This is a genomic window from Bacillus sp. BD59S (assembly GCF_007363175.1).
GTDB classification, from domain to species: Bacteria; Bacillota; Bacilli; order Bacillales; family Bacillaceae_G; genus Bacillus_A; species Bacillus_A pacificus.
This window is the reverse complement of sequence record NZ_CP034686.1, coordinates 4116277-4132759: the sequence shown is the minus strand read 5'-3', so window position 1 is coordinate 4132759 and position 16483 is coordinate 4116277. Positions and strand designations below refer to the sequence as shown.

General features: G+C 37.1%; 17 protein-coding genes. 14 read left to right on the top strand and 3 right to left on the bottom strand.

Annotated features, from left to right (window positions below):
* The first annotated feature begins 1385 nt into the window (after positions 1-1385).
* Positions 1386-2027: a YhcN/YlaJ family sporulation lipoprotein gene (locus tag EKQ63_RS23685; RefSeq protein ID WP_087954213.1), complete on the top strand. Its 642-nt coding sequence runs from the start codon at positions 1386-1388 to the stop codon at positions 2025-2027.
* Between the two features lie 32 nt (positions 2028-2059).
* Here the strand turns inward: EKQ63_RS23685 and EKQ63_RS23680 are convergent, their stop codons facing one another.
* A complete protein-coding gene (locus EKQ63_RS23680; protein ID WP_140168812.1) occupies positions 2060-2494 on the bottom strand; it encodes a branched-chain amino acid ABC transporter substrate-binding protein in 435 nt (144 codons plus the stop codon).
* Positions 2495-2932: 438 nt separating this feature from the next.
* Between EKQ63_RS23680 and EKQ63_RS23675 the strand changes: the two genes are divergently transcribed.
* From EKQ63_RS23675 to yajC, 9 genes are all read left to right on the top strand, one after another.
* Positions 2933-3253: an ArsR/SmtB family transcription factor gene (locus EKQ63_RS23675; RefSeq protein WP_143881560.1), complete on the top strand. Its 321-nt coding sequence runs from the start codon at positions 2933-2935 to the stop codon at positions 3251-3253.
* A gap of 67 nt (positions 3254-3320) precedes the next feature.
* The gene (locus EKQ63_RS23670) at positions 3321-4250 is read left to right on the top strand and encodes a DMT family transporter (RefSeq protein WP_143881559.1); all 930 of its coding nucleotides are present in this window, start codon (positions 3321-3323) and stop codon (positions 4248-4250) included.
* Positions 4251-4370: 120 nt separating this feature from the next.
* A complete protein-coding gene (locus tag EKQ63_RS23665) occupies positions 4371-4901 on the top strand; it encodes a BofC C-terminal domain-containing protein (RefSeq protein ID WP_087954216.1) in 531 nt (176 codons plus the stop codon).
* Between the two features lie 201 nt (positions 4902-5102).
* Entirely contained in the window at positions 5103-5720 is a 618-nt protein-coding gene (gene ruvA / locus EKQ63_RS23660) for a Holliday junction DNA helicase RuvA (protein ID WP_000464508.1), read from the top strand.
* Positions 5721-5725: 5 nt separating this feature from the next.
* Positions 5726-6727 carry a Holliday junction branch migration DNA helicase RuvB gene (gene ruvB, locus EKQ63_RS23655; RefSeq protein ID WP_046197784.1) on the top strand — a complete coding sequence of 334 codons (1002 nt, stop codon included), beginning with the start codon at positions 5726-5728 and terminating at the stop codon, positions 6725-6727.
* Positions 6724-6924, top strand: a complete 201-nt coding sequence (locus tag EKQ63_RS23650; protein ID WP_000138162.1) for a DUF2905 domain-containing protein — start codon at positions 6724-6726, stop codon at positions 6922-6924. The genes ruvB and EKQ63_RS23650 overlap by 4 nt, the downstream gene beginning before the upstream one ends.
* A gap of 19 nt (positions 6925-6943) precedes the next feature.
* A complete protein-coding gene (gene queA / locus EKQ63_RS23645; protein WP_000354028.1) occupies positions 6944-7996 on the top strand; it encodes a tRNA preQ1(34) S-adenosylmethionine ribosyltransferase-isomerase QueA in 1053 nt (350 codons plus the stop codon).
* A gap of 12 nt (positions 7997-8008) precedes the next feature.
* Positions 8009-9148: a tRNA guanosine(34) transglycosylase Tgt gene (tgt, locus tag EKQ63_RS23640; protein WP_000125362.1), complete on the top strand. Its 1140-nt coding sequence runs from the start codon at positions 8009-8011 to the stop codon at positions 9146-9148.
* A 27-nt stretch (positions 9149-9175) separates the two neighbouring features.
* Positions 9176-9436: a preprotein translocase subunit YajC gene (gene yajC / locus EKQ63_RS23635; RefSeq protein WP_001068065.1), complete on the top strand. Its 261-nt coding sequence runs from the start codon at positions 9176-9178 to the stop codon at positions 9434-9436.
* Between the two features lie 36 nt (positions 9437-9472).
* On the opposite strand, the gene EKQ63_RS23630 is transcribed toward yajC, so the two are convergent.
* A complete protein-coding gene (locus tag EKQ63_RS23630; RefSeq protein WP_087954217.1) occupies positions 9473-9856 on the bottom strand; it encodes a TIGR04086 family membrane protein in 384 nt (127 codons plus the stop codon).
* 102 nt (positions 9857-9958) lie between these two features.
* On the opposite strand from EKQ63_RS23630, the gene EKQ63_RS23625 reads away from it, so the two are divergent.
* The gene (locus tag EKQ63_RS23625) at positions 9959-10606 is read left to right on the top strand and encodes a DUF421 domain-containing protein (RefSeq protein ID WP_000455381.1); all 648 of its coding nucleotides are present in this window, start codon (positions 9959-9961) and stop codon (positions 10604-10606) included.
* A 29-nt stretch (positions 10607-10635) separates the two neighbouring features.
* Here EKQ63_RS23625 and spoVB read toward each other — a convergent pair whose 3' ends face one another.
* Positions 10636-12195 carry a stage V sporulation protein B gene (spoVB, locus tag EKQ63_RS23620; protein ID WP_087954218.1) on the bottom strand — a complete coding sequence of 520 codons (1560 nt, stop codon included), beginning with the start codon at positions 12193-12195 and terminating at the stop codon, positions 10636-10638.
* Between the two features lie 172 nt (positions 12196-12367).
* Between spoVB and EKQ63_RS23615 the strand changes: the two genes are divergently transcribed.
* The 3 genes from EKQ63_RS23615 to EKQ63_RS23605 all read left to right on the top strand — a co-directional run bounded on the left by EKQ63_RS23615 (position 12368) and on the right by EKQ63_RS23605 (position 16385).
* The gene (locus tag EKQ63_RS23615; protein WP_087954219.1) at positions 12368-12652 is read left to right on the top strand and encodes a post-transcriptional regulator; all 285 of its coding nucleotides are present in this window, start codon (positions 12368-12370) and stop codon (positions 12650-12652) included.
* A 268-nt stretch (positions 12653-12920) separates the two neighbouring features.
* The gene (gene secDF / locus EKQ63_RS23610; protein WP_087954220.1) at positions 12921-15185 is read left to right on the top strand and encodes a protein translocase subunit SecDF; all 2265 of its coding nucleotides are present in this window, start codon (positions 12921-12923) and stop codon (positions 15183-15185) included.
* 306 nt (positions 15186-15491) lie between these two features.
* Entirely contained in the window at positions 15492-16385 is an 894-nt protein-coding gene (locus EKQ63_RS23605) for a cation diffusion facilitator family transporter (protein ID WP_087954221.1), read from the top strand.
* The last annotated feature ends 98 nt before the right edge of the window (positions 16386-16483 follow it).

The window sequence follows — 16483 nt, the reverse complement described above, 5'->3', positions numbered from 1 at the left end:
AATATAGGGAATATCGTGTCACCGCAAGTAAAGAAAGAAAATATAGGGAATATAGTATCACCGCAAGTAAAGAAAGAAAATATAGGGAATATCGTATCACCGCAAGTAAAGAAAGAAAATGTAGGGAATATCGTATCACCGCAAGTGAAGAAAGAAAATGTAGGAAATATAGTATCACCACAAGTAAAGAAAGAAAATGTAGGAAATATAGTATCACCGCAAGTAAAGAAAGAAAATATAGGAAACATAGTGTCACCGCAAGTGAAGAAAGAAAATGTAGGAAATATAGTATCGCCGCAAGTGAAGAAAGAAAATGTAGGAAATATAGTGTCACCAAATGTATCGAAAGAAAATGTAGTTATTCCGCAAGTAATACCGCCAAATATTCAAGTGCCAAACATCATGCCAATGTTGGATAATAATCAGCCACCAAACATCATGCCAATCATGGATAATAATCAACCACCAAACATCATGCCAATCATGGATAACAATCAACCACCAAACATCATGCCAATTATGGATAACAATCAACCGCCAAACATCATGCCAATTATGGATAACAATCAACCGCCAAACATCATGCCAATTATGGATAACAATCAACCACCCAATATAATGCCAATCATGGATAATAACCCAATACCAAACATAATGCCGATCATGGATAACAACCAAATGCCAAATATGATGCCGATCATGGATAACAACCAAATGCCAAATATGATGCCGATCATGGATAACAACCAAATGCCGAACATGATGCCGATCATGGATAATAACCAAATGCCGAATATGATGCCAATCATGGATAACAATCAACCACCGAATGTGATGCCATATCAAATGCCGTATCAACAGCCTATGATGCCGCCGAATCCGTATTATCAACAACAAAATCCATATCAAATGCCGTATCAGCAAGGAGCACCGTTTGGACCGCAATATACGTCTATGCCAAATCCAAATATGATGATAGATAATAATATGCCGCCGCTCGTGCAAGGAGAGGAGGATTGTGGATGCGGAGGAGAGAGTAGGCTATATAGTCCGCAACCTGGAGGTCCACAATACGCGAATCCTTTATATTATCAACCAACTCAATCAGCATATGCACCACAGCCAGGAACGATGTATTATCAACCAGATCCGCCGAATGTATTTGGGGAGCCAGTTTCAGAAGAAGAGGATGAAGAAGAAGTTTAAAAAAGGTGGGGTTATTCCCACCTTTTTTGTATGTAGAGTTGTTCTCAAAACAGAAGAACCACAACGAATGTTAGAAAATTCCCAGTGAAATATTAACAGTGTAAAAACCTTCTCTGTTACTCATCATAAGAGGGAGCTTTTCAGAAGAGAAGTTCATTCTAACAGAGGGGGTTTTTGTATTGAATACGAAAGTAAAAGTGATTGCTGCTTCTTTGTTAGTTACTAGTGCATTAGCTGCATGTGGTACACCAAAAAACAATGCAATGGATGGACGTAACTACAATTACGAGCGTACATCTTATAATGATACACATCAGTATCATGATAATGTGACGCGTAACGATCGTTATACAGACTATGTAACATATAGAAATGGTCGTAACGATACAGGATACAACTATTACCGTGATGTAAATTACAACGGTCAAATTGCTAATCCGCATCCAACACGTAATATTACAATGAACAATTCATACATTAACAATGATGGTAAAACTGCAGAAAGAATTACAAATCGTGTGAAACGTATGAATAACGTAGACCGCGTGTCTACAGTTGTATATGGCAACGATGTAGCGATTGCGGTAAAACCACGTAACACAGTAACAAATGAAACGGCGATGGCGAACGAAATTCGTCAAGCGGTTGCAAATGAAGTTGGAAACAGAAACGTATATGTTTCTGTAAGAAATGACATGTTTACTCGTGTCGATGCAATGAGTACACGCTTACGTAACGGTACAGTGACAAACGATTTTAATCGTGACATAGGAAATATGTTCCGAGACATTCGTTACGGTTTAACTGGTACAGTGCGATAGCAAAATAAAAGAGGAAGGGTAGCCCTTCCTCTTTATTCATCTTTGTCCTGTAAACGACGCTTTTTTATAAAATAACTAACGGAGTAAGATACTAAAAAGCATATGAAGAGAATACTGCCTGTTAAAATAGCTTCAAAGAGAGGTCTTTCTGGACTGAAAATAATATAAATAATAGTCATAATAACCCCAACGATAAGGGAGCGTAAGACAAGTTTATAGTAAGGAGTTAATTTTATGTTCTTTTCGCTTTCTTCTACATCGATTGAAACGCTTAATTGTAAATAACTAAGTACGATAGTTGTAAGAATAAATAATAGCCATAATGGAGATTTCGTAATTTGATCTAGTCCTTCAGTGAATCCGATATAGCCTAAAATTCCAATTATACCAAGTGATTGAAAAAGAAAGGCAATACGTATATTTTTTAATGTTTGCAGAATGAGACGTTCATCTTTTATTTTTTTCACAATATCCATCTCCTGTTTATGATGATTTCGCTGTTACATAAATTGTAACATATATATTGCATTTATCAATTTATAATTTACATATAATTTGTTTGGATGAAAGAGGAAATAAAATATTTTTATAAACATGTTGCACTTATAATTTATTAATGTTATATTAGCAAAGCGATGAGCTAATTTACGTAAGACGAGAGATATGCTTAAGTGCTAAACACGCGAATGTGGTCGCCTGGTCTCTCGCCGTAAACGCATCAAGACGCCTGCTTTGCAGGCGTCTTTCATTTTATATGAATGTAATGGGAAGAGTGGAGGAGTCCAATCTTCCTTTTTTATCGAAAAAAGAGTCTGAAAATAAAGTTATTTACAATTGTGCATGAAAGAGTTACTATTTAATGGTAATATATTACATGTTATATATAAGGTTGGGATGAATAGGATATGGAGAATTTTGAATGTAGAAATACAGAAGTTGTATTAGAGAAATTTCAGGTTGTAACATCTATATTTCAGGCATTAGGAGATGAGAATCGTCAACAAATTATTATGTTGTTATTAGAAAACAAACAGATGAATGTAACACAAATAACAGATAAAATGGGGATTTCTAGACCAGCTGTTTCGCATCATTTGAAAATTTTAAGGCAAGCAGAATTAATTGTAGCGGATCGACATGGAAAAGAAATTTTTTATTCTATAATAGCCGGGGAATTTTTAAAACAGGTGAAGGATTTACTTCAAGCAATAGAATCGAATTATTAATTTTTTTTAACTAACAAGTAAATAAGTTTAAACTTTTAAACTTATTTAGTTGAAAGGGGTAATAAGAATGAAAGAAATAAATCGTATGTATGTCATTATGTTACTTGTTCCTTTATTTTGGGGTGGGTCTTTTGCAACAGCAGAGCATGTTATTACTGAAATTCCACCGATTACAGCGGCAACAATTCGTTTTGGTTTAGCGGGTTGTATTTTAATGGGCATAGTTTTTATGAAATCTGAGTGGAATACAAGTTTGTTATTAAAGAATTGGAAAGGGCTGTTATTTGTATCATTAACAGGTATTTTTGGCTACAATGTTTTTTTCTTTATGGGACTTAACTATACTTCTACTTTGAATGGCTCGCTTATTATTGCTACAATGCCCGTTTTTGTAACATTAGGAGCAATATTATTTTTTAAAGAGTCTTGGAGTATAAAAGTCGGAATAAGTTTAATGTTGTCTCTTATCGGTGTAATAGTTGTTATTACGAGTGGTTCAATGAATACACTTATGTCTTTGTCATTTAATAAGGGCGATCTTTTATTTATAGCTGCTTTAATCTGCGGGGTGTTATATAGCTTAACAGGAAAAAAAGTTATGAGTGGTGTCTCCCCTTTGTTAACTACAATGAGTATGACGGTATTGGGTACTGTGTTTTTAGCAGGCCTTTCTCTATATGAAGATGGATGGGGAAAGGTTGGGACGTTTTCTTTACAGGGATGGATAGAAATGTTGTATATGGTCATATGCGGGACGTTAATTGGATATATCGTGTTTAATAAAGGAGTAGAAGAGCTAGGTGCAAGCAAAGCGAGTATGTATTTAAATCTAACTCCTATTGTAGCTACTTGCATATCAGTTATCCTATATGGAGCAGCTGTTGCGTGGCAACAAATAGTTGGAATGGCAATCGTATTAATTGGAGTCTATATAGCGACGGTACAATCAAATAAAGATATAAAAAAGCTTTCAAGTAATCAATATGTTTCGAAATAGGCAGAAATCATTGGACTCTATAAGTCTTAATGAGAGTAATCTATGAATTAGGGATAAAACCCCCATTTTCGGAAAAGCTACTAATGAAAGTTTGATCTTGCCTAAAAGAGGTGAACGGAAATGAAATGGATACTGATTGCGATGCAAGCTTTCGTTATGATGTTTTGTTTCGTTTATGAAACGAATGTAAAGGCGGAAGGGCCAGTACCAGAAGTAACAGAGAAAGAACCAGAAGTTACAATTTTATTAGAGCGTATGTATGTTGATGGCGAAGTAAGTGAGGAAATCTTTACAGAAAAAGTGGCGGATTTAGAAAAGTTTTTACAGCAGTATAAAGAGTGGCAGCTCGTTGATCGTGATGATGTACAAATCGTACTACAAAAGAAAGTTGACGATATTTCTCCGTTATTAAAGACGAGTGGTTATTTTGGTGTTTCGGAGGAAGGGATATTACAAATTTTTAAAGGTGTACCGAAAAGTGATAATGCGATTCATTCCTTCTTCCAAATTGATATGAAAAAGCTTGAGAGTTATGAGCGCGCGAAATTGAAGCGTGGTATTCGGATTAAATCAAAAGAAGGTTTTGTGAAGACAATTGAAAAAATGAAACAATACGCAGTGCAGAATAGGAAAGAAAGCAGCTCATGGTGAGCTGCTTTCTTTCTTATTTATTTTTATCTAAAATTTGTTTTACAATTTCATCAATTAGCATATCTTTTCCGATTGGATTGAAAGCTTTCGTAGGAAAATAACAGAAGTTTCTAATAGAGAACATTTGTTGGGGCAGTCTCGCTTTTCTATCATTAAATATGTTAAAATGGAATACATGATTTAAGAGGGAGAGATTGTATTTTGTTTGAATATGTTACAGGTTACGTGGAGTATGTAGGGCCGGAATATGTCGTAATTGACCATAATGGAATTGGTTATCAAATTTTCACACCGAATCCGTATGTATTTCAAAGAAGTAAGCAAGAAATCCGTGTCTATACATATCATTATGTGAGAGAAGATATTATGGCGCTTTACGGGTTTAAAACACGTGAAGAGCGTTTATTATTTACAAAGTTGTTAGGTGTGTCTGGTATTGGGCCAAAAGGCGCTCTTGCAATATTAGCTTCTGGTCAAACAGGACAGGTCGTTCAAGCGATTGAACATGAAGACGAGAAGTTTTTAGTGAAGTTCCCGGGCGTAGGAAAGAAAACAGCGCGCCAAATGATTTTAGATTTAAAAGGAAAACTAGCAGACGTTGTACCAGATGCATTTGTTGATTTATTCTCAGACGAAGAACGTTTTGATGAGAAGAAAGGTTCGTCAGCTGAGCTTGATGAGGCGCTGGAAGCTCTGCGCGCACTTGGGTACGCGGAACGAGAAGTTTCTCGCGTTGTACCAGAGTTATTAAAAGAATCATTAACGACGGATCAGTATATTAAAAAGGCACTTAGTCTTTTACTAAATGGTAAGAGGTGAGTATAATGGACGAACGTCTCCTTTCAGGGGAGTCTGCATATGAAGATGCGGATTTAGAATATTCATTACGGCCACAGACACTCCGTCAGTATATTGGCCAAGATAAAGCGAAACATAATTTAGAGGTGTTTATTGAAGCGGCGAAAATGCGTGAAGAAACGTTGGATCACGTGCTTTTATATGGACCACCAGGTCTTGGTAAAACGACGCTTGCGAATATTATTGCCAATGAAATGGGCGTAAATGTTAGAACAACTTCAGGACCGGCAATTGAAAGACCAGGTGATTTAGCGGCTGTCTTAACAGCACTTCAGCCAGGGGATGTATTATTTATTGATGAAATTCATCGTTTGCATAGATCAATTGAAGAAGTATTGTATCCTGCGATGGAAGACTTTTGCCTTGATATCGTAATTGGAAAAGGGCCTTCAGCACGGTCTGTACGATTAGATTTACCGCCATTTACATTAGTTGGAGCAACGACGCGTGCAGGTGCATTATCAGCGCCGCTTCGTGACCGTTTCGGTGTGCTTTCAAGATTAGAATATTACACAGTAGATCAGCTTTCTGAGATTGTTGAACGTACAGCAGAAGTATTCGAAGTTGAAATTGACTCGTTAGCCGCACTAGAAATTGCAAGACGTGCTCGTGGTACACCTCGTATTGCGAATCGTTTATTACGACGTGTACGAGATTTCGCACAAGTTCGTGGTAATGGAACGGTTACGATGGAAATTACACAAATGGCATTAGAGCTACTGCAAGTAGATAAATTAGGTCTAGATCATATTGACCATAAATTATTGCTTGGTATTATTGAGAAGTTCCGTGGTGGTCCAGTTGGATTAGAAACGGTTTCGGCAACGATTGGAGAAGAATCTCATACGATTGAAGATGTGTATGAGCCGTATTTATTACAAATTGGCTTTTTACAACGAACGCCAAGGGGTCGAATTGTAACGCCACTTGCATATGAGCATTTCGGAATGGAGATGCCAAAAGTATGACGGAGATGCCAAAATTGCTTATTACAGCAGGTATCTTACTTATCGTTGTTGGCTTAGCTTGGAAGTTCATTGGAAGACTTCCAGGCGATATTTTTGTGAAAAAAGGAAACGTTACCTTTTATTTTCCTATCATTACATGTATTGTGTTAAGTATTGTATTATCTTTTATTATGTATATAATAAATCGATTCAAATAAGAAATAGGTGGATATAGTTATGGATATTAATCTGTTTGATTTTCATTTACCAGAAGAACTTATTGCACAGGTCCCATTAGAAGAGCGTGAAACATCAAGATTAATGGTGTTAGACCGCGAAACAGGTGATATTGAGCATAAACATTTTACAGACATTCTTTCTTACTTACATGAGGGGGATTGCTTAGTTTTAAATGAAACGAAAGTAATGCCTGCTCGTCTGCATGGTGTGAAAGAAGATACAGGCGCACACATTGAAGTACTTCTTTTAAAACAAGAAGAAGGCGATAAGTGGGAGACGCTTGTTAAGCCAGCGAAACGTGTAAAAGAAGGAACTGTTATCTCTTTTGGCGAAGGGAAATTAAAAGCAACTTGCACAGGAACTGCAGATCAAGGTGGACGTCAGCTTGAATTTTCATATGACGGCATCTTCTATGAAATTTTAGATGAACTTGGAGAAATGCCACTTCCTCCATATATTAAAGAGACGCTAGAAGATCGCGATCGCTATCAAACAGTATATGCGAAAGAAATCGGTTCAGCAGCAGCGCCGACAGCAGGACTTCACTTTACAGAAGAGTTACTGGAGAAGTTAAAACAAAAAGGCGTTGAGTTAGCTTTCATCACACTTCACGTAGGGCTTGGAACATTTAGACCAGTTTCTGCTGATACGATTGAAGAACACCATATGCACGCAGAATATTACCATATGTCTGAAGAGACGGCGGCATTATTAAACCGTGTAAAAGAGAATGGTGGACGTATTATTACGGTAGGTACGACATCAACTCGTACGTTAGAGACAATTGCGACAGATCATGATGGCAAGCTTTGTGCTGCTTCTGGCTGGACAGACATTTTTATGTACCCAGGTTACGAATTTAAAGCAATTGATGGTTTAATTACAAACTTCCATTTACCGAAATCAACATTAATTATGCTTGTAAGTGCATTTGCAAACAGAGATAATGTACTTCATGCTTATAATGAAGCAGTAAAAGAAAAATATCGTTTCTTTAGCTTTGGTGATGCAATGTTCGTTGCCTCTCACGCTAAAATGGGAAACAAATAAAAGGAGTAAATTATGACAGCAATTCGTTATGAATTTATTAAAACTTGTAAACAAACGGGTGCCCGTTTAGGACGTGTACATACGCCGCACGGTTCATTTGATACACCAACATTTATGCCAGTTGGTACGCTTGCAACAGTTAAGACAATGTCACCAGAAGAATTAAAAGCAATGGATTCTGGCATTATTTTAAGTAATACGTATCATTTATGGCTACGTCCGGGTCACGAAATCATTCGTGAAGCAGGCGGTTTGCATAAATTTATGAACTGGGATCGTGCAATCTTAACGGACTCTGGTGGTTTCCAAGTATTCAGTTTAAGTGACTTCCGTCGCATTGAAGAGGAAGGCGTTCACTTCCGTAACCACTTAAATGGAGATAAATTATTCTTATCACCAGAAAAAGCGATGGAAATTCAAAATGCATTAGGTTCAGATATTATGATGGCGTTTGATGAGTGTCCACCATTCCCAGCTACTTTCGAATACATGAAGAAGTCTGTAGAGCGTACAAGTCGTTGGGCAGAGCGTTGCTTAAAAGCACATGAACGTCCACAAGATCAAGGTTTATTCGGTATTGTACAGGGTGGGGAGTTTGAAGAGCTTCGCCGCCAAAGTGCAAAAGACCTTGTTTCAATGGACTTCCCTGGTTACGCGGTAGGTGGTTTATCTGTAGGTGAGCCGAAAGATATTATGAACCGTGTACTTGAGTTTACAACACCACTTCTTCCAGATAATAAGCCACGTTACTTAATGGGAGTAGGTTCTCCTGACTCATTAATCGATGGTGCAATTCGTGGTATTGATATGTTTGACTGCGTACTTCCAACTCGTATCGCTCGAAATGGTACATGTATGACAAGTGAAGGCCGTCTAGTTGTCAAAAATGCGAAATTCGCAAGAGACTTCGGTCCGCTTGATCCAAACTGTGATTGCTATACATGTAAAAATTACTCTCGTGCGTACATTCGTCACTTAATGAAGTGTGATGAAACGTTCGGAATTCGTTTAACGTCTTATCACAACCTTCATTTTCTGTTAAACTTAATGGAGCAGGTGAGACAAGCTATTCGTGAAGACCGTCTTGGCGATTTCCGCGAAGAGTTCTTTGAACAGTATGGCTTTAATAAACCGAATGCTAAAAACTTCTAATACATAATTTAAAAGGAGGAACAAAAGATGAATCCAGGTATGATGAATATCGTTATGATCGTTGCGATGTTTGCGATTTTCTATTTCTTATTAATTCGCCCGCAACAAAAACGTCAAAAAGCAGTTGCTCAAATGCAAAGTGAGTTAGCAAAAGGTGATGCTATCGTAACAATCGGTGGTTTACACGGTACAATCGAATCAGTAGATGAGACGAAAATCGTTATTAAATCTGGCGGTTCACATTTAACTTTCGATCGTAATGCGATTCGTGAAGTTGTGAAAAACTAATGAGGAAGGCCCTGCATGAAATGTGCAGGGCCTTTTTTAGTTATTTTGTTTGGACATATTTACACCGAAAATGCCACCGAGTGTACTCGCGCCCATTAATGCTAATTGATAAAGTAACTGTGAGCTCGATAAAGTTTGAGAGAAGCCTAAATAGTTAACTAGAAAAACAAGTATGGCGAATGTAAGTCCTGTTGTGAAGCCTACTAGCCAACCTTTCCCTTGTGCTTTTTTGCCGGCAGTAAACCCGGATATAAGCATAGATAAAAGTGCTAGTATAAAAATAGTGACAGCTAATGTTCCTTCATTCATATCTGTAAATTTTAATAAAAGAGCCATAATCATGCTAGTAACTGTTGCGAGAATTAATAGGATAACGATACCGAAGCCGATTGCAGTTGATAATTTTTTCGTTCCATCCATTTATACATTCCCCCTTTTTAATACAAGCATATTTTCCTTTTGCCTAAGTTAGACTATTTTCTTTTTTATAGGGGAGTCTATACGTAAAAAGGAGATGTAGAAATGGAATGGGTATCAATCATTGGCCGGACGATGCTGTTGTATATCATCATCTTAATTATTTTTCGTCTTATGGGTAAACGTGAAATTGGAGAGCTAAGTGTATTAGATTTAGTCGTATTCATTATGCTTGGTGAAATGGCAGTAGTCGCAATTGAAAATACCGATAAATCACTTTGGCACCAATTAGTTCCGATGACCTTTCTTATGTGTATACAAATTATTTTGTCAGTTATTTCGTTAAAGTATCAACGATTTCGGCATTTAATAGAAGGTGAGCCGGCCATTCTTGTAAATGCGGGAAAGATTGATGAAAAGAAGATGAGAAAGCAACGTTATAATATAGATGATTTAATGATGCAATTAAGGGAGCAGGGAGTTGGAGATATAAGGGATGTAGAATATGCTATTTTAGAACCATCTGGGAAGTTATCTGTCTTTCAAAAACAAAAAGGCGGGCAGGATGCATTGCAGTTTACGCTTCCCCTTATTATCGATGGAGAAATTCAATCTAATCATTTGCAAATGATTGAACATACAGATGAGTGGCTCGTTGAAAAATTAAAAAACTTAGGCTATAACGATGTAACAAAAATTTTATACTGTAGTTTTCAAAATGGACAATTTTTTGTTGATTTGAAAGAAAACTAGAGGCTTACTATACGAAATAGTAAGCCCGTTTACTTCAAAAATGAAAGTTTTCGAATGATAGGGAGACGACTTAGCTCTTCTTTTCGAATGAGCTTGAAAATGAAGAGGAGTACAATATAAACGAGTGTTGTTAAAGTGATTTCCCATAGTGTTTGTATGCCAAGTGAATGAGAGAAAACTATATACTTATGAAGGTAAAAACCGAAGGAGCCTGCGATACCGATGGCAAGTCCGCCAAAAATATAGTCTTTTGCGTAAATGGTAAATGTAATTTTCTTTAAAACAGTAGCATAATGAAGAAATGTTACTGTTACGATATTTGCTGCAATTGCAAGGGCAACCCCCATCATTTGAAACTCTGGCCTTGAAGCTAGTACAAAAATAACAATTAATTTCACGATTGCACCAATAAACGTATTCATCATGGCCGCACGTGCTAAGTTTAAAGCTTGTAAAACAGAGGTAAGTGGACTTTGAAAATAATGAAATAAAAAGCAAGGTGCAAGAAGCTGGATGAACGCTGTTGCACTATCCGATCCATACATAAGGGTTAAAACAGGAGAAGCAAATACGTATAATATAACGACCGACCATCCGCCAGTAATGAGTGAAATCCGAAGAGCTTGTTGTAAGCGGTGTTCTACTAATTTATGTTGTCTTTTTGCCATTGCCTCGCTAATAGATGGAACGAGTGCTGTAGAAAGAGCGTATGTAATAAAGGCTGGCAGTGAAAGGAGCGGGAATGCATACCCGTTTAATATACCGTATTGCTGGGTTGCGACGGAGGCAGCAACGCCGGCAATCGCTAAGCTTTGCATAACGACGATAGGTTCAAAGAAATAGGAAACGGAACCGATTAAACGACTTCCTGTAGTTGGAAGTGCAATATCCATAAGAGAATAGAATGTCCCCTTGCTTTCCCTTACAGTAGTGAAAAATCCAGAGCGTATAGATAAATGTTTTTCGCGCTGGAATAAAGTGAGTAAAAATAATAACGATGCCACTTCACCGAGAACGGCTGATAACATAGCGCCGGCTGCAGCATATTCTACGCCGTAAGGTAAAAATAATTGAATACATATAGCGATAATTGTAATGCGGACAATTTGTTCTATAACTTGGGCGTAAGCGCTAGGTTTCATATTTTGTTTCCCTTGGAAATAGCCGCGTAAAACAGAAGAAACAGCAATAACAGGAACGACAGGTAAAATAGCCATTAATGGATAATACGTCCGTTCATCAGTTAATAATGTTTTTGCTAAAATAGGTGTGAGGAGCATAATTCCAATTGTTAAAATGATACTAATAACGGATGTAACAGCTAATGATACGGTTAATATTTTTTTTACTTTTTGTTTATCATTCACAGCTTCTGCTTCTGCTACAAATTTTGCGATTGCGACAGGAAGACCGATTTGTGTTAATGTAATTGCTAGAATAAATGTAGGGACGGCCATCATATAAAGGCCAACGCCTTCTTCTCCTAAAATACGTGCCATTACAATACGATTAATAAATCCTAGAATTTTGGTAATAAAGCCGGCTATCATTAAAATAAATGCGCCTTTTAAAAAGCTTTGTCTCGTCATGGTCTTCTCCTACCTTCTCAAAATCAGTGGAATGATTTACAATAATTTATATGCACGTACGAGACAAGAATGACAAGCATTTAAGAGAGTGCTCTTGAAAGTAGTTATTGCTGTCCAATAGAGCGGGATTAAAAGCGACTTTTCGTGCTGAAATAAGAAGGAGATGTTATATATGTTAGATAGAGAGGCTTTGGTAGAATCATACCGCGGACAGTTACAAGTCGTTTTAGAAAGTAAAGTAGAAGAGTTCCAAATGTTCGGCTACGACCGAGTAACAGATGATGACATTTGGAAGTTTCTTAAAATGAAAAAGTGGAAGAAGATAGACAGTGACGTTAGATTGTATGAATTAGTTAATGACGTATTAACAGTAACAGCTAATGAATATATGACGTATTTAACTGTTGAAGCATATCAAGCGCCACTTTGGTCATTTGATGAATATGAAAATAAATAACCGACTGCAATTGGTTTGTTCTTCCTTTTGCAGTATAATGATAGGTATTGATAATGAGGAAATAATTATGTCTAAGATCATATATAAAGGAGGTAGTGAAGAGAGAAAACAAATAATGAAAGTGTAGGTAATGTGAAAACTTACCGGCACAGCTAGTGATGAGCTAGCAAAATTATAGAAAGGAAGTCTACTAACTGGCGTATGCACACGTGTGAAAGTGAATCGTAAAAGATTTATTTGAAGTGTTAGTAGCGGAAAGAGGGTACATATGGCAAAGCGTGGTACGAGAATTGCCGCCTTTTTCCTCATCGTTTTATTAATCGGTGGAGTAATTGGTGCGGCAGGAAAAGACATAGCAAAAGGAATTAGTCTAGGACTAGACCTTCGCGGTGGTTTTGAAATTCTTTATGAAGTAAAACCAGCCAAAAAAGGTGATAAAATTGACCGAGAGGCACTTGTAAGTACAGTAGGTGCTCTTGAAAATCGTGTCAATGTACTTGGTGTAAGTGAACCGAACATTCAAATTGAAGGGCAGGACCGAATTCGTGTACAGCTTGCTGGTGTACAAGATCAGCAAAAAGCACGTGAGATGTTGTCAACACAAGCGAAATTAACATTCCGTGATGTAGATGACAATCTTCTTATGGATGGAACGGATTTAAAAGGCGGCGGAGCGAAGCAAACATTTGATGAGCAAGGCCGTGCGAGCGTAGGTCTTACATTAAAGAGTGCTGAAAAATTCCGCGAAGTAACTGAAAAAATTTCAAAAATGCCACCACCAACGAATTTAATGGTAATTTGGCTTGATTTTGAAGAAGGAAAAGATTCGTACAAAGCAGAATCTGCAAAACCGAATCCAAAGTTCTTATCAGCAGCAACAGTAAACCAAGTGTTTAACCAAGCTGAAGTATCTATCGTAGGTGGAAACTTTACAGTTGAAAGCGCGAAACAACTTTCATCTTTATTAAATGCAGGTGCACTTCCTGTTGATTTAAAAGAAATGTATTCAACATCTGTTGGAGCGAAATTTGGTCAACAAGCGTTAGAGCAAACGATTTTCGCTAGTGCGATTGGTATCGCTCTTATTTTCTTATTTATGCTTGTATTCTACCGATTACCAGGACTTGTAGCGGTTATTATGTTAGGTCTATACATTTTTGTCACATTACTTGTGTTTAACTGGATGCATGCAGTTCTTACGTTGCCAGGTATTGCGGCGTTAGTGCTCGGGGTAGGTATCGCGGTTGATGCGAATATTATTACGTACGAGAGACTGAAAGAAGAGCTGAAAATTGGTAAGTCAATGATGTCAGCATTCCGTGCTGGTAACCATCGTTCATTAGCAACAATTTTAGATGCAAACGTTACGACTCTTGCGGCAGCTGGTGTATTATTCGTTTATGGTAATAGTTCTGTAAAAGGGTTCGCAACAAGTTTAATCGTAAGTATTTTAGTCGGTTTCATTACGAACGTATTCGGTACTCGTTTCTTACTAAGTTTACTTGTAAAGAGCCGTTACTTCGATAAAAAACCAGGATACTTTGGTGTGAAACAAAAGGATATTATTCCATTAACAAAAGGTGTAGTACACCCACCGACAAGATTTGATCGTATTAACTTCGTAAATATCGGTCATAAATTCCTTGTTTTCTCGATTGTAGTTGTAATTGCAGGTGCAATTATTTTACCAATTTTCAAATTGAATCTTGGTATTGATTTTGCGAGTGGTACACGTATCGACTTGCAATCAAAACAAGCAGTTACTGTATCTGATGTTTATAAAGATTTTAAAGAATTGAACATTGATGTGAAAGAAGAAAACATTGTACCGACTGGAGATGACAATAAAGGATTCGCAGTTCGTACATTAGGTGTTCTATCAAAAGATGAAATTGCGAAAACAAAAACATTCTTCCACGATAAATATGGTACAGATCCAAACGTAAGTACAGTTTCGCCGACAATCGGTAAAGAAATTGCACGAAATGCATTTATCGCAGTATTAATCGCTTCTGCGGTTATCATTTTATACGTAAGCATTCGATTCCGATTTACGTATGCATTATCTGCAGTACTTGCATTATTACATGATGCATTCGTTATGATTGTTATATTTAGTATTTTCCAATTAGAGGTAGACTTAACGTTTATCGCTGCGGTATTAACAATCATCGGTTATTCTATTAATGACTCGATCGTTACATTCGATAGAAACCGTGAATTATACAAACAGAAAAAACGAGTACGCGATATAAAAGACTTAGAAGAAATTGTGAATGCGAGTATTCGTCAAACGCTTGGTCGTTCGATTAATACTGTATTAACAGTGTTATTCCCAGTAATTGCACTGCTTATCTTCGGTAGTGAGTCACTACGTAACTTCTCGTTTGCGTTACTTGTTGGATTAGTTGTAGGTACGTATTCTTCTGTTTTCGTTGCTTCTCAAATTTGGTTAATGCTTGAAAACCGTCGTTTGAAAAAGGGCAAAAACAAGAAAAAGGTTGAGAAAGTAGAATCTGAACCGCAAGTATAAAAAAGATGATGTCTCTTTATGAGGCATCTCTTTTTTCGTTTGTGGATACAATAAGATAGTTACTTTGAAATGATAAAATGGAAGAAAGTGGTGATGGTATCGCTGTTTTTGTTACAATAAAGTGAAACTTTAATCAGTGGGAGTTTTCTTCATCCCCCACTGATTATTAGCCTTCACCAATCGGACTTTTATGGGCAGTTGATCCCCCACTTTACTTCTTTGCTTTCGCTGAATTTTGAGGTGGGGGTCTTACTGCCCATTAAAGTGGGATAAAAAGATAGGTTAAGAAAAGAAGGGATTTTAATTATGGAAAAAGATGAACGTTTTAAACAGGCCGAGTTTGGTGCTATTGTCGGGATCGTTGGTAATATTATATTAGCGATTGTAAAGGCGGTAATTGGTTATATTGGAAACAGTAAAGCGCTATTAGCAGATGCGGTGCATTCTGCATCAGATGTAATTGGTTCACTAGCTGTACTGTTTGGGTTACGAGCAGCAAAGCAGCCGCCCGATGAAGATCATCCGTATGGTCATGGTAAAGCGGAATCGATTTCAGCGATTATTGTTGCAGTATTATTATTTATTGTGGGAATCGAGATAGCGATTTCGTCCATAAAAGCTTTTTCGCAGGAACTAGAACCACCGAAAGGGATTACGATTTTTGCTGTCGTTCTTTCGATTGTTGTGAAAGAAGGAATGTTTCAATATAAGTTTCGATTAGGGAAAAAGGTAAATAGTGATGCAATTATTGCAAATGCATATGAGCACCGTTCAGATGTATTTTCTTCAATTGCAGCTTTAATCGGTATTTGTGCAGCGATTATTGGTGGTAAGTTCGGGTTAGATTGGCTTGTGTATGCCGATCCAATTGCAGGATTATTTGTTTCACTTCTTGTTGCAAAAATGGCATGGAGTATTGGGGCAGAAGCAATTCATGCAACGCTTGATCATGTTCTTCATGAGGAAGATGTTATTCCGCTTAGAGAAGCAGTACTTCAAATAGATGGTGTGAAAAAAATTGGTTCTTTATACGCCAGGGAACATGGTCATTACGTTATTGTTGATATTAAAGTTTCTGTAGATCCATACATTACTGTAGAAGAAGGGCATCGCATTGGAAAGCATGTGAAAGAAACGCTTATGAAACAAGATAACGTACAAAATGTGTTTGTACATATAAATCCGTATTCTCCAAATTAAACATTATTAACATTTTAGTATATAGATATTGCATCGTAGTTTGCATTATATTGTCACCCCTTAATCTGTCTTGTATAATGAACAGGTTAAGGGGTGAT

Excerpts from the sequence above, each read along its gene's own strand:
- yajC (WP_001068065.1), top strand. The coding sequence starts at position 9,176 with ATGAATCCAGGTATGATGAATATCGTTATGATCGTTGCGATGTTTGCG.
- queA (WP_000354028.1), top strand. The coding sequence starts at position 6,944 with ATGGATATTAATCTGTTTGATTTTCATTTACCAGAAGAACTTATTGCA.
- secDF (WP_087954220.1), top strand. The coding sequence starts at position 12,921 with ATGGCAAAGCGTGGTACGAGAATTGCCGCCTTTTTCCTCATCGTTTTA.
- EKQ63_RS23675 (WP_143881560.1), top strand. The coding sequence starts at position 2,933 with ATGGAGAATTTTGAATGTAGAAATACAGAAGTTGTATTAGAGAAATTT.
- EKQ63_RS23670 (WP_143881559.1), top strand. The coding sequence starts at position 3,321 with ATGAAAGAAATAAATCGTATGTATGTCATTATGTTACTTGTTCCTTTA.
- EKQ63_RS23630 (WP_087954217.1), bottom strand. The coding sequence starts at position 9,856 with ATGGATGGAACGAAAAAATTATCAACTGCAATCGGCTTCGGTATCGTT.
- EKQ63_RS23605 (WP_087954221.1), top strand. The coding sequence starts at position 15,492 with ATGGAAAAAGATGAACGTTTTAAACAGGCCGAGTTTGGTGCTATTGTC.
- EKQ63_RS23650 (WP_000138162.1), top strand. The coding sequence starts at position 6,724 with ATGACGGAGATGCCAAAATTGCTTATTACAGCAGGTATCTTACTTATC.
- EKQ63_RS23625 (WP_000455381.1), top strand. The coding sequence starts at position 9,959 with ATGGAATGGGTATCAATCATTGGCCGGACGATGCTGTTGTATATCATC.
- tgt (WP_000125362.1), top strand. The coding sequence starts at position 8,009 with ATGACAGCAATTCGTTATGAATTTATTAAAACTTGTAAACAAACGGGT.
- spoVB (WP_087954218.1), bottom strand. The coding sequence starts at position 12,195 with ATGACGAGACAAAGCTTTTTAAAAGGCGCATTTATTTTAATGATAGCC.
- ruvB (WP_046197784.1), top strand. The coding sequence starts at position 5,726 with ATGGACGAACGTCTCCTTTCAGGGGAGTCTGCATATGAAGATGCGGAT.
- EKQ63_RS23665 (WP_087954216.1), top strand. The coding sequence starts at position 4,371 with ATGAAATGGATACTGATTGCGATGCAAGCTTTCGTTATGATGTTTTGT.
- EKQ63_RS23615 (WP_087954219.1), top strand. The coding sequence starts at position 12,368 with ATGTTAGATAGAGAGGCTTTGGTAGAATCATACCGCGGACAGTTACAA.